This is a genomic window from Leptospira semungkisensis (genome assembly GCF_004770055.1).
Classification (GTDB): Bacteria; Spirochaetota; Leptospiria; order Leptospirales; family Leptospiraceae; genus Leptospira_B; species Leptospira_B semungkisensis.
This window is the reverse complement of record NZ_RQEP01000012.1, coordinates 70,572-82,557: the sequence shown is the minus strand read 5'-3', so window position 1 is coordinate 82,557 and position 11,986 is coordinate 70,572. Positions and strand designations below refer to the sequence as shown.

At 44.7% G+C, this 11,986-nt stretch carries 10 protein-coding genes; 4 read left to right on the top strand and 6 right to left on the bottom strand.

Annotated features, from left to right (window positions below; all coding sequences use genetic code 11):
* Positions 1–87: 87 nt before the first annotated feature.
* Positions 88–915 (bottom strand): Cof-type HAD-IIB family hydrolase, encoded by an 828-nt coding sequence (locus tag EHO59_RS09970; RefSeq protein WP_135587913.1) that lies wholly within the window; start codon positions 913–915, stop codon positions 88–90.
* Between the two features lie 167 nt (positions 916–1,082).
* On the opposite strand from EHO59_RS09970, the gene EHO59_RS09965 reads away from it, so the two are divergent.
* Positions 1,083–1,910: a 1,4-dihydroxy-6-naphtoate synthase gene (locus EHO59_RS09965; protein WP_167882099.1), complete on the top strand. Its 828-nt coding sequence runs from the start codon at positions 1,083–1,085 to the stop codon at positions 1,908–1,910.
* A gap of 98 nt (positions 1,911–2,008) precedes the next feature.
* On the opposite strand, the gene metF is transcribed toward EHO59_RS09965, so the two are convergent.
* The 5 genes from metF to EHO59_RS09935 all read right to left on the bottom strand — a co-directional run bounded on the left by metF (position 2,009) and on the right by EHO59_RS09935 (position 8,287).
* On the bottom strand, positions 2,009–2,881 hold the full coding sequence (gene metF, locus EHO59_RS09960) for a methylenetetrahydrofolate reductase [NAD(P)H] (RefSeq protein ID WP_135587478.1): 873 nt from the start codon (positions 2,879–2,881) through the stop codon (positions 2,009–2,011).
* Positions 2,882–2,914: 33 nt separating this feature from the next.
* Positions 2,915–5,422, bottom strand: coding sequence for a discoidin domain-containing protein (locus tag EHO59_RS09955; protein ID WP_135587476.1), 2,508 nt, complete (start codon positions 5,420–5,422; stop codon positions 2,915–2,917).
* A gap of 18 nt (positions 5,423–5,440) precedes the next feature.
* Entirely contained in the window at positions 5,441–6,328 is an 888-nt protein-coding gene (locus EHO59_RS09950; protein ID WP_135587474.1) for a helix-turn-helix domain-containing protein, read from the bottom strand.
* Between the two features lie 383 nt (positions 6,329–6,711).
* Positions 6,712–7,551, bottom strand: coding sequence for a ParB/RepB/Spo0J family partition protein (locus EHO59_RS09940; RefSeq protein ID WP_135587472.1), 840 nt, complete (start codon positions 7,549–7,551; stop codon positions 6,712–6,714).
* Positions 7,535–8,287, bottom strand: coding sequence for a ParA family protein (locus EHO59_RS09935; protein WP_135587470.1), 753 nt, complete (start codon positions 8,285–8,287; stop codon positions 7,535–7,537). Before EHO59_RS09935 ends, EHO59_RS09940 begins: the two co-directional genes overlap by 17 nt.
* 272 nt (positions 8,288–8,559) lie before the next feature.
* Here EHO59_RS09935 and EHO59_RS09930 point away from each other — a divergent pair, with 272 nt between their 5' ends.
* The 3 genes from EHO59_RS09930 (at position 8,560) to EHO59_RS09920 (ending at position 11,961) form a co-directional block, all read left to right on the top strand.
* A complete protein-coding gene (locus EHO59_RS09930) occupies positions 8,560–9,915 on the top strand; it encodes a helix-turn-helix domain-containing protein (protein ID WP_246052821.1) in 1,356 nt (451 codons plus the stop codon).
* A 4-nt stretch (positions 9,916–9,919) separates the two neighbouring features.
* The gene (locus EHO59_RS09925; protein WP_135587468.1) at positions 9,920–10,954 is read left to right on the top strand and encodes a hypothetical protein; all 1,035 of its coding nucleotides are present in this window, start codon (positions 9,920–9,922) and stop codon (positions 10,952–10,954) included.
* A gap of 95 nt (positions 10,955–11,049) precedes the next feature.
* Entirely contained in the window at positions 11,050–11,961 is a 912-nt protein-coding gene (locus tag EHO59_RS09920) for a hypothetical protein (RefSeq protein ID WP_135587465.1), read from the top strand.
* Positions 11,962–11,986 lie beyond the last annotated feature (25 nt).

Here is an 11,986-nt window from a genome sequence, read left to right as displayed (position 1 = left end):
ACGGCAAAGAAGACGGAGACCAGATTTGGCTGTTACGAAGACGCCTGCTCAAGCTGCCAAGTAATCGTAGAAGAAAAACCTTCCTCCTTACGCAAAAGAAAGAACGCCTAACTCCAAAAGAGTCATGGCGATCCCGTCCTCATTATTTGAATATTTCGTAATATACTCTGCTTCCTCTTTCAATTTAGGAACCGCATTCTTCATTGCGAATCCGTAGCCGGAATGCTTCAACATCTCCCTGTCATTCCATTCGTCTCCAAAAGAGATCACTCCTGTTTCTTCCAAACCGGAAGCCTTTAAATAAGATTCGATAGCAGCCCATTTGGAAACGCCCTTCTCCAAGACTTCCAAACAATAGGAAACACCGGGGATCTTAGTGATCACAGTCCTATATTCCTTTGCTTCGGGAAGGGCTAATAGTTTGGTTTCTAGATCTTGCAAGTGTTCCTTCATAAGAGAAAGATAACAGACCACTAAGGCCTTGTCTTCTGCATGATCCAAAGTATCCGACACGACTCTGGTTCGCCTCATGTCGCCGCCGGAATAATTATGAAAACAAGGCTCCGTGATGGGCGACTCGACTAAGATATCCGTACCTTCTTCGAATCGATCCACATGCAAAAGAGGAGAGAAGCCTTCCGATTTTCCGAGAGACAAAACCGCTCCTGCGGCTTGGGCAGAAAGATACGTTTCCGAAATCCTGTCCCCGCTCGGAGAACTACGAAGAACTTGCCCATTATTGGCCACCACAACCACATCTCCACGAAACTCTCTGGCATAGGGGAGGGCAGAAGAGAACCTTCTCCCAGTCGCAATGATCAATCCGATCCCTAAGTCCAGAGCCGATTGCAAAACATAATGATTCAAACTGGAAATAGAAGCCTTAGAATCCAAAAGAGTTCCGTCCAGATCCATTGCGATCGTATGAATGGAAGGCTTTCCGTTTTTTAGAATAGAAGAAGTAGAAGATTGCAAAACCGACTTGGACCCGAATCCGATATTTCATTCCAATTTGTAAAAAGCCTGAGGATCCTACCTCCTTTTTTCGTTTTCAAAGAAATCCAAAATGATTGGCTGGAAGAATGGAACTTAGTCTGGCATACTCTCCCTGTCCGAACGACACGTTTATCTTCTATCATCTCATCTCCGGAAAAACAAAGGCGCCATTCTCCATCAAAGAACAATTATACGATGTGGAACAACTGAATCGATTCGCCGACCAAGGAAAATTCCAAGCAACCAAGATCTCCTTTGCCGCACTATTCCAAGTGGCGGACAAATATTCTCTCTTAGATAGCGGTTCCGCTCTGGGAAGGAACTGCGGACCCATCATAGTAAAGAAGAAGGGCGCAAATGTAGGAACTCCTACAGGAAAAAATATTCTAGTCCCTGGACTATGGACCACGGCGAATCTACTCACTCATCTATATTTAAAAGGAAATTTCACACCTGTTCCTACGCGCTACGATTACATTCTGGACAAGGTCAAGAATGGAGAAGCTGACTTTGGGATTGTTATCCACGAAGAAAGATTCACCTACCAAGACAGAGGCCTCGAAAAAGTACAGGATTTAGGAGAATGGTGGGAAGGAACAACCGGCGCCCATATTCCCTTAGGATGTATCGCGATCCAAAGAGACATCGCTGCAGAAACAAAAGCCGCCTTGGACTCGGCAATTAAAGAAAGCTTAGACCTGGCTTACATGAACCGCGAAGATATGTATGATTATATACTTCGTCATTCCCAAACCACAACGAGAGAAGTGGCCGATGCTCATATCGATCTCTATGTAAATGAATATTCCAAAAGCTTAGGAGAAGAGGGAAGAAGGGCCATCCGACTCTTGCAAGAGAAGGCTCTTCAGACCGGACTTCTTCCCAAAGAAAAAGAGAAGGAACTCTTTCTTTAGAAAATCTGAATATTCCCGCCAACTCATAAGCAAGCCGGCGCGAAATCGAATTTTAACTAAGATCTTCTACCAACGAAAGTGGGCCTACTGATAGATTTTTATTTTTTCAGCTCTCGGACAATATCCAAGCTAGCTGGAGATTGATTCAGAGTATAGAGATGGATCCCGGGAACTCCCATCTTGACCAACTCTCGGCACTGGGCCACAGAGAACCGAACGCTTCTTTTATAAAATTCTTCCGGCTCATCCTTGACTGCTTCCAATTCGGAAACCAATTCGTCCGGAAATTCACAAGCAGCCATCGTCTTGAATCTTTCGATCTGAGAAAAAGAAGTGATGGGCATAATCCCCGGAACAACCGGCACTTGGATCCCTTTCTTACGGATCAGATCCAAGAAGGACTCGAAGGATGAATTCTTAAAGAAAAGCTGAGACACCAAATAAGACGCACCAGCTTCTACTTTTCTTTTCAGATTCTCCACATCTTCTTCTATACTTTTTGCTTCTGGATGTTTTTCCGGATAGCAGCCGGCGCCCAGGCAGAAATCGAAGCCTTCTTCTTTAATGAATGAAATGAGTTCGCTCGCGTAGCCAAAGCCACCTTCTACTTTTTTAAAATGACCTTCTCCCTTAGGAGGATCTCCTCTCAAAGCCATCAGGTTTACAATGCCGGATTCTTGGATCTGCTTCAGGATATTTCGGATCTCATTTTTATCTCCGCCCACGCAGGTAAAATGAGCCGCCGCAGGAAGGGCAAATTCTTTTGCGAGTTCCGAAGTCAATCGGATCGTCTTGTCCCGAGTAGAACCTCCTGCTCCATAAGTCACAGTGATAAAGTCCGGCTCCACTTTCGAAAGTTCGCGCACCGCCTCGAATAATTTCACTTCTCCTTCAGGAGCCTTCGGAGGGAAGAACTCGAAAGAGTAAACCGGCGATTTGGCCGCTTTATAAATATCTAATATTTTTTTCATTCTAACCTTTCCCCACAGACGGCAGGGATTTTTTCAACTATGACTAAGTAAAACCGGAACAAGCCCTCGGCCACTTCTTTGTAAGCCTAATGACTTCGCAACCAGTGCCCCAGGTTTTAGATTTTCGGGAGCGACTCGAACCACATGACCTCCAGTAAGTCCAGAGCAAAGAAGATCTCCAGGCTGAACAGGATAAGACTGAGCCTCTACATTCGCAAGTGCCACTCCTGCAATTGCAACTAACCATTGCCCAGGGTCTTGCGCCTTTTCACCCAAAACGACTGCAGCCGATTTCACAGCTACACCAACGATATTCGTTGCATTGGGCTGACGAGACTTATGCAATTTACCGTCTTCTCCCATCGCAAGAAGGTCTCCTTCCGCAATCACATCAGAAGATTGTACAGAAAAGAATTTCGCAATGCAATCAGTACCTTTTCCGGTCTGCACATAAATAGTTCCTACAAAATCGGAATCTCCTTCTGCAAGAATTGCCTTGCCGGAGCCGGTCTCATTCAAGAGAGGAATTCCTTTGCCGCTTGCATACACTGCATGGCCTGACCTGGAATGGAACCATCCACCAAATCCGCGCTTAGCGAGACCTAAAACACCTGCGGCATCTTTTTCTCCGGAGGCACTATCGCCTCTCACTCCAAATTTTTCGCCAAAGGCCAAAATCCCTGCGAACCTGCCCGAGCCGACGACTCCAGAACCTTTCTCGCTCTCATTGCGAGCATAGATTAAACCTGCATTTTCAGGAGGAGGGGAGATATTAGAATAGGGAGCCTCAACAGAACCCTTCAACCTTAAGAGTCCAGTATGAGAACTGAAGTCATGTTCTTTAGGAGCATACTCATGAGTGTGAGGCTTAGGCTCTCTTGCGTCCGACAATCTTGGATCATCAGATGTTACTACATGATTCGAAATAGATTTTCCTTTAGGAGCAAGACTTACAATTCCAGGATACTCAGTGGACGCATGGCGCAACCTTTCATCATTTCCTTGGACAACAGAGCCTTCTTTTGCTTCTCCCGAAAGAGCCAGTTTCACGATCCCATAAGACTGAGGAGTAGAGAGCTTTAATCTCTTATCATTTCCTTGGACCGCAGCTTCTGCCGATTCTTCGCCATTGGATGCGAATCTTAAAATACCAGAATTTTCCGTAGTAGCATTCCGCAACCTCGGATCATCAGAAGTGACCACCTTGCCAGGACTCTTATCTCCTGGTCCTGCTAATTGCACAAGACCATGCTTCTGAGTGGACGCATGCTTTAGGCGATCGTCATTCCCTTGAACAACGGTGCCTTCTTTAGTCTCTCCGTTTTCCGCTAACTCAACAATCCCCAAGCTTTGGGTAGAAGAAGGCTTTAAGCGATCATCGTTTCCTTGAACGACTCGATCTGCCCGATTTTCGCCATTGGACGCAAGACGAACCAAGCCATAGGAAGCCTCACTTGCATGTTTTAAACGTTTATCATTTCCTTGGACTACAACTCCTTCCTTCTCTTCTCCGTCGGAAGCAAGTTCAACAATCCCTTTGTATTCAGTAGAGCCGTCTCTTAGCCTTCTGTCGTTTGCCTGTACAGCAGCACCTTCGGAAGTTTCTCCATCCACAGCCAAGCGCACCAAACCGGAGCGAAGTACAGTAGCATAGGGAAGGGGTTCAGCAGTAGGCTTATGAGTTAGATCGCTTAAGTATGGGGCCGCATACAATTCAACTTCCGCGATAGAAGTGCCGTACTTCTCCTTATTTTGTATCTTGCGAGGTCTGGATACGAATTTCAAGAAGCGAATATTTGCAGGCAAGAACCTCCACTGATACCAGGTCCCTGGTTCAGATAAGAATTGATTCTCCTCTAAGAGCTGATTCCAAGTGAGATCGTCTTCGCTATAATATACGGTAAAAGTTTCCGGAAAAAATAAATGACCTTCTTTGGGCGAAAGAAGTCTGAGCTCATTCACTCTACTGATAGAACCAAGATCCATTAAGAAGAATTCTTCTTTAGGTTGAACGGAGTCCGCAGAAGACCAACCATAGTCAGGCCTTTCATCGATCAGATTCTCTTTTACCCAAAGACGATCCCTTTCGGAACTGACTTCTAATTTAGTAACTCCAGAGATACCGACTTCCAATGCTCCTATAGAGACCTTGAACTTGGATCCTTCCTTCTCGGAAACCTTGCTGACCAATTTTAGAAAATTTGCACGAACAAGAGAGAAGTTCCATTGACCTACCTTCTTGTTCAAACGCCTAAACCCGGTCTCTTGCAAGATAGGTTCCCAAACCTTGCCGTCTAAAGAGATCTCGAATTTAAACGCATCCGGAAAGAATGCTCCCTGCGCATCCGACTGATGCAATTTGATCTGATTAAAACTAGAGCCAGGATTCAGGTTAAGAGTGATTACTCCCACTCCCGCATGATCCAATTGTTCCGAATAAGAGCGAAGCCCTCCTTCTTTTAATTCGAACGTTCCTTTGGTCTTGATCTCGTTAACTTTGACTTGTCGAGGATGGCTGATCCGGATGGATTCTTCATTCATAGAGTTGGAGTGGTCCTTTTAAACATGTACCCGGTTTTCTTCGGCTTTTGCAGAAAATATAACCAATATCGATGGGTGGATTTTGTCTGTGAAGTACTTTGTAATGATCATTCTGAGGGCGTCCGGCACCGGATCCAGAATCAAAAGAGTATTACCATCAGGCTCCACTCTAATTTTCTCCAAAAGATCCAAACTACTCTTGGAAAGATTGCCTTGGCACCAAAGTAAGAATCCTCTCCAAGACCTTTCATTTTCCTGAGTAGAGGTCTGGACCTTCGCCTTATGCTCAAAATTCGGCTGCCTTTGTCCCGAGAGGTTCCTACAGATCCCTCGTATATAATGTAAGTTCTCTTCGAAGCCTTGCGCTCGAGCGATCTCTATCGCTTCATTTAAGATAGGATCTCCGAAGTCCATAGCTAAAGAATCCAAACTCAACTCTTTCTTTTCTTTTGATCCTGTTGGTTTTTGGTTCTGGGTATTATTGATGGTTATATTTATATTGTTTGGGTTTCCAGGGTACCCCCTCTCGGGGCCATTTTGCGAAACCCCCGAGGCATACTCCTGTCCACCCCCAAGGGTTCCAAAAATACCCCCCTGGGGTGGAATTTTAGAACCGGGGTAGTTGAAGCAGAAATAGTACATGGAATTCTTATGCCCGGTGCCAGGAACGAACTGTAAGAGGCCTGCCTTAACTAGGTCCTTCTTTCCTTCATTGATAGATTTCTTAGTCTTCAAACCAGTAAGTCGGATCAAGCTTTCATTACTTGGCCAGACCGGTTTAAAAGTATGGTCACTAAATTTAAGCAGGACGAGATAGAGGGTCTTTGCCGCAGGGGACAGATTGGCCCAGATCCCGGATTCGATGATATCCGAAAGGAATTTTATATATGGATAATGCTCGCCCATACCTCGGTTCCTTCTGTCCCTGGAAGACAGAAAAAATTAATTTTAAGCAAAAAATCCGAAGGTAGTTGACATTTATCCGACATAAGGTTACTTATGTCTCATCCAACAACATTCCTTCGGGAAGGTCCGGCCCCTGGATCACCAGGGGAGTTTTTTTATCTCGGACTCCAGAATATGCAATCTCCTTCTCTCTTCCAGGCCGGGAGAAAGTACTACATTTCCGTTTACAATATTATGTCACATTATTCAGGTTTTTTCCGCTCCGTCAATCCCATTCGTCTTTTTTCTATCTTGTCTTAGTAAAATCTTTCGCTAAGTACATGTTTGTACTATTTTACATTTCGCTTAACAGTATTTATTAAGCGCCTGATGGGCTTGTAGATTTATTTTCCGAATTTCTTCGAGATCTCTTTTCTTACGAATCGATGCAACTCGGAGAGGAACTCTTCATCGTCGGTGGAGATGATGATCGAATTTCCCTTCTTTGCGATTTTATAAGGGAAGGGGGGAGCTCCTCCTTCTGATTCTGAAAGAGGAATGGTCTTTATAGAAGGGAAGAGGCTATCTTCGGAACGATTGAAGGTCTTTGCATCCTTGACGGTTCTAAGTTCGCCTGAATTGAATTTTTCTAAGAAATCTTTTAGAGTGCCTTTTTTGGCAGCGGAAGCGGCTTGGACTAGAAGGTTCTTACTCTCAATCCCTGCATCTTTGCAAATCCTAAGATCTTCCTTAGAAAGAGAGGAAATGCCTAGAAGCTCAGTCATATAGCTTCTACTTTTTCCGAATAGATTTCCTAGTTCCATATCCGTATAAGAAAAGGAGGTTTTGAGATGGGTCATTGCCTCGATTTCTTCGTAGGGAGATAAGTTCTCTCTTTGCAGGTTTTCGATAATGGCCAGGCGGAAGGTTTCCTTCGCATCCCTATCTAAAATTTTGCATTCTATCTCAGGCCATTTGAGAAGGGTCGCCGCATGGTATCTTCTCTCACCAGCGATGATTGTATAGAGCTCATCATCGGCAGTCTTAGTGACCAAGATAGGCTGCAAGAGTCCGTCCTTGTCCAAGCTTTGCGCAAGCTCTTCTACCCCTTTTTTTCTCTCTTGTCTAGGCTGGCTTTCAGAGGGACGGATTTTCTCTAGACGGATCTTTCGAATTGTGCCTTCTAATTTTTCTGCCTGAAAAACGTCAGCAAGAGTGCCTAGTCTTTTACTTTTTGAGCTCATTCAGGAACTCCTCAATGAAGCTTTCGTATTCTTGAGCTTGGCGACTGGATTTATTATATTCGAAAACGGATTTTCTGGCTAGGTGAGATTCTCCCACGGCCACTCCGTCCGAGATGCTGCTCTCAAAAATTTTAAAGTACTTAGTTAGAACCGGGATAATCGTTTTCGTAAGAAGCGTCTGAGGCTTGAGTTGGGTTACAAGAGCGCCCATGATCTCGAGTCCTGGATTGATTCTTTTTTTAATGCTCTGAATCGTTTGCTGTAAGCCGAGAATCCCATCCACGGAAAATTTTTCTGCCTGCAAAGGAATGATTACATAGTTAGAAGCAACTAGCGCATTGATCGTAAAAATCGAAAGGCTAGGAGGGCAGTCAATTACGCAGAAGTCGATTTCCTTTTCTAGATCAGAAATAGCATCTCTCAGGATATAGGGAGCGTCCACGATGGCTGCGATGGTTTCCGCTTCCGCAAGGGTCAATCGGGAAGGGGCGATATTCAGGTTTTCCACCTGAGTGGCGACCATGACTTCTCTGATCTTTGCCTTGGACTGGAAGATATTGTGCATGGATTTTTCCAGGCCTTCCGGATTCAGGAAAATTCCAGTAGAATTTGCCTGAGGATCGATATCGATCAAAAGAGTTTTCTTTCCTCTGCGAGCGAGGCCCCAGGCTAGATTCAGAGAGGTAGTTGTTTTACCTTCTCCTCCCTTTTGGTTTGCAATAGATACAACAATCATTCGTTTCCCTTGTATTTCAATTGTCGGATGTCCGACATCCCGTCCTTTACTCGCAGATCCGGAATCGGAGGAATAAATGCTGGGATGTTGAAGAAAAATAAAAGCTAAGAAGCAAGGACCGAGCTGAAGCGACCTTACATATTTCCATTTCAAGGAAGGGGAAGAAGGCTTCAAACTAATTCTTAAAATTCATTAAAATTCGGATCCGCCTCAGATCGAGGATGTCGGACATCCGACATTGCCTGGAAAAACTCAGGTACATGGTTGACACCATGCTTAAATTTAAACATTTTCCCTCCATGCTATCCGCAACAGAAGAGCTAACTTGGGGAGATCCGGATCCGAAAGATCTTCGCCTTCTTTTGCCCTTAGCATTTCCTGAATGGCTCCGATTGATGGACGGTCTTGCCGGTTTGGTGACTTTACTTTCCGAATCAGAGCAGGGAACTTTGGAAGAAGCAGCTTCTTGGGGATATGGAGAAGAAGGTTTTTTCTATCCATTTCTGGCGAAGGGATCTTCCATTCGAAATAAATTAGAATTAAGCAATTCTCCTTTCTTCATTTCCGGTTCCGGCGACGCTGAGCTGTATCGAGAAGATGCAATGGGCTGCCTGCTTTCTCCTATCCGGGTCCAGGATAAATTATTCGGATTCTTCTTATTGGAAATGAGGTCTGTTCCGGACGAAAGGCAGACACTTCTTCTTGGATTATTCTGCCAAAAAATATCCAGGTTATTGGGTTCTTCTTCTCCTTCGAAAATGGACAATTTTAAGTCTGCGCAAGCCGAAGATTCTTTGGGATCTTTGCTGTTCCAATTAAGCAAAGGCGAAAATTCCCAACTGGAAAAATTCCAAAAGAACGGGACCATTTTCATACAAGGTCCTTCCGCTTCTGGAAAGAAGACTTTGGCCAAATGGATCCATCGACAGTACTTCTCAGATAGATCCGCACTTTCGGTTTCTGTACTTCCGGAACAAATTTTGAAATTGGAAAAGACCCTGGCCGAATGGGAAAAAATGGCCCAATTCGGGAGCATCATTTTCGAAAATGTGGAAGAATATTCGCTGAACCAACAGAGAATTTTATATGAATATTCACAGAGAAAGACCGCGAAATGCCGTCTTATTTTTTTAGAGAAACAAGGCTCTAAACCGAAGGAAGAATTTATATATTTTCGTTCTCTTTTGGGAGAGAATCGGTTAGAATTACCGGCTTGGAAAGAGTGGGGAAGGGCCGAAAAAAAATCAGCCATCCTGCCGATATTCCGAGAGGTTTGCGAGCTTCATGGAAGGCTTGATTTGAATCTTTCCCAAGGGGCGCTGGACTCCTTGGTGGGGGGAAATTCTTACCAGAATCTGGAAGATCTTCGCAATGCAATTGAGGAGGCTGTTCTCAATTCCGGCTCGGGAGAAATCGGGAATTCTGAATTGAATACGGAGAAGGCTAGGGGGGTTTCTTTGCCGGATCCGGAAGATCTGGATTTAAGAAAGGCCGTGGAAGCTGTAGAGCGCCAGAAAATACTTTTGGCCGATAAGTTATTCGGGGGGAACCAGATCCGAATGGCGAAGGCGCTCGGGATCTCCAGAGGGTCCCTGCAATATAAACTAAGAAACCTAGGTTTGGGTTAGAAAATTGGAATTAGATTCCTTATACGAAGAAAGAAAAACACCGGCGGGATACCTAGTTAAGGTCCGTCTGGCCAAAATGTCCTATGTTGTTTTTACCTCCAAAGGACCTGAAGTTCCTAAGGGTGCCAGAAACCAATCGATCGTGGTTCCTGTACCTAGGATTGTATTTTTAGGAGAGGATTTTGATCTCTCTCATTTTAGGTTAGGGGAGTTAAGCTTTGTGAACGTAAAGCAGAGCAAACTCGTAATCCCGTACCAGCACTCCAGTTCCGGAAATGAGGTCCGAACCATCTTCCTGAATAGCGGAAGCGAATGCGATATTTTGCCAGTGATGATCTACCACTATTCCCAGATCGACGACCTTTTGCAGGCTCGAGAATCTGGGGTGGAGATGCACCACCTGGTCCTAGATGAGGAATTTCCTAGACAGGATCTCGTGGCTCTGAAGATACGATTCCCTTCTTTGAACATGCTCATCATCAAGAGAAAAGTGGCCCAAAAAATCGGGCCGGGTGCCGGAAGTCCTACTCCTCCAAAAGAAGAATTGGAAAGATCTCTACGAGAAGATTCGAGCATCGTCGACTTCAATAAGGTTCGTGCTACGGATTTATTGGAGAAGGGCAACCTGAATATGCATTCTATGAATCCAGTCTTCTTAGCCAGGGTTCATCTCCGAAAAATGGAACTCGAAAAAGTAAAACAGCTTCTGTTGGAATTTGCTCTCAAGCCAGAAGAGGTCGCCTTTATCCGAACCTTTTTAGATGTGATGATCCGGAACGAAGATAATAAGGAAGAGCTGAAAGGCTGGGCCGGAAAATTAAAAAATCTAGATGAAGGTTTCCGATTAGCCGGACTGATCTTAGAAACTAAAGAAGAAGAATTCGAAGCAGAATTGGATCGAGGTTTCTCTAAAGATATTGCGAGCATGGTGTATGCGCTTTTGGAAAAAGAACAGGACCGAGCCAACTCAAAAGAACAGGAAATTGTCCTTTGGGAATGGAAGCTTCGGGCGAAGCGTCTCTTTCGGAAGACCGCCTAAAATCTCGGAAAAAGGGTAAAAAAAGCTTCCTTTTCTGCCAAAAATGGTTAAAAATGGGCTATACTCTTATGTTTTTTCTAAAGAGACATAAATTTTTGGCACAGTTTTTGCTTATCTCGAGCCTGGCTCTGGTAGGACTCCCTGTCTTTGCCGAGTCGGAGTTGGGATCGGATTTGCAAGCAAGCGATCTTGAACTCGCCAAAACATTTTCTTTAGAAGAACGCAAATCGATTCACCAAGAAGAAGTGGATCTGGTTTTAGCAGAAGAAATTTCCTATTCAGATGAAGACAGACTTTCTGATTTTCCGGATTTGGATTCTCTTCTGAAAAATAAGCCGAAGCAAAACACACTCGCAAGAGAAACATTGGATCAAAAGAATCCGAACTCCAAGGTTTCTTCTTCGGACTGCCAAGGATTGAAGTTGCTCGGTTCCTCCAAAAACTCTTTAGGAACTTCTCAGAAATCCATTCAAACTTCCGTTCTGAAAAATTGCGATGAGATCCGTTTAGGATTTGTAACTGCCTCTTCAGTTGTTTCGCCAGAAGGGAGGGAGTTCCTTCTCGCAGGTTGCGGACAGGGTGCTTTTTCGCAAACCGATAGGGGAGTCTTTTCTTCTCTGGATACTTCTATGTTCTCTTATTTAGCTTCTTGTTCTCCTGCCTTTTTGAGAAAATTGGGAGCCCTGGGAATTTCTCCGGTACCCGGAAGGAACTCCTTCCAAATTCTCAAAACCGAACAAAATGCCCTGTGGGTAGGTCGGGTCTCGGCGTCCAATTTGGGAAATAATGCAGGGGATCTCGTAGTGAGCTCCGGAAAGGCTAAGAGAGCAATCTCACCAGCCTCTAAGAGGAAGGCAAGGGGAGCTCAACTTGCAATAGGCGAGTATCACTCAAATTCACGACTTTTTACCCAAGAATCAACTTCTCCGTCCGACAATCTGGGCGATGGGATGCTGGCGGGCTCTATCCTAAAAACTCTAGCCTCGGGCCTGGATTGCCTCTCGTAAATTTTCTGGTGGTCTCCTGACCTAC

Coding starts and splice junctions, on each gene's coding strand:
- metF (WP_135587478.1), bottom strand. CDS start 2,881: ATGAAAAAAATATTAGATATTTATAAAGCGGCCAAATCGCCGGTTTAC.
- EHO59_RS09940 (WP_135587472.1), bottom strand. CDS start 7,551: ATGAGCTCAAAAAGTAAAAGACTAGGCACTCTTGCTGACGTTTTTCAG.
- EHO59_RS09970 (WP_135587913.1), bottom strand. CDS start 915: ATGGATCTGGACGGAACTCTTTTGGATTCTAAGGCTTCTATTTCCAGT.
- EHO59_RS09950 (WP_135587474.1), bottom strand. CDS start 6,328: ATGGGCGAGCATTATCCATATATAAAATTCCTTTCGGATATCATCGAA.
- EHO59_RS09965 (WP_167882099.1), top strand. CDS start 1,083: ATGGAACTTAGTCTGGCATACTCTCCCTGTCCGAACGACACGTTTATC.
- EHO59_RS09955 (WP_135587476.1), bottom strand. CDS start 5,422: ATGAATGAAGAATCCATCCGGATCAGCCATCCTCGACAAGTCAAAGTT.
- EHO59_RS09930 (WP_246052821.1), top strand. CDS start 8,560: ATGCTTAAATTTAAACATTTTCCCTCCATGCTATCCGCAACAGAAGAG.
- EHO59_RS09935 (WP_135587470.1), bottom strand. CDS start 8,287: ATGATTGTTGTATCTATTGCAAACCAAAAGGGAGGAGAAGGTAAAACA.